This window comes from Pantoea sp. UBA6567 (assembly GCF_002434165.1).
Lineage (GTDB): Bacteria > Pseudomonadota > Gammaproteobacteria > Enterobacterales > Enterobacteriaceae > Pantoea > Pantoea eucrina.
In genome coordinates, this window is record NZ_DJJN01000011.1 from 180,122 (window position 1) to 180,386 (window position 265).

Here is a 265-nt window from a genome sequence, read left to right on the forward strand (position 1 = left end):
CTGCCTTACGATAACTGGAATTTCAGTTTTATATACCCGAAAAATCTGCCGGCACTGGTGACCATGGTGTACCTGGAGGATGGTGATATCCGGGAGAGTATCTTCCGCCGGTTAGATCCTATGGACTCCAGTGATTTGAGCGTCGGGCGCTGGCATGATGTGATGGGGGGATATGGCGGGTATTTTCATCGGGGCAAAGCAGTGCCGGGACGAATGAAGGTGTGCTGGGACTCGGTTATCGATAAAAAGGCGTACTGAACGGAGA

The 265-nt window shown here is 51.7% G+C and carries 1 protein-coding gene; it reads left to right on the forward strand.

Features of this window, described 5'->3' with window-relative positions:
• Positions 1-258: DUF2931 family protein (locus B4M48_RS17100; RefSeq protein ID WP_288657420.1), on the forward strand; the 258-nt coding region annotated here is incomplete at its 5' end.
• Positions 259-265: the final 7 nt, after the last annotated feature.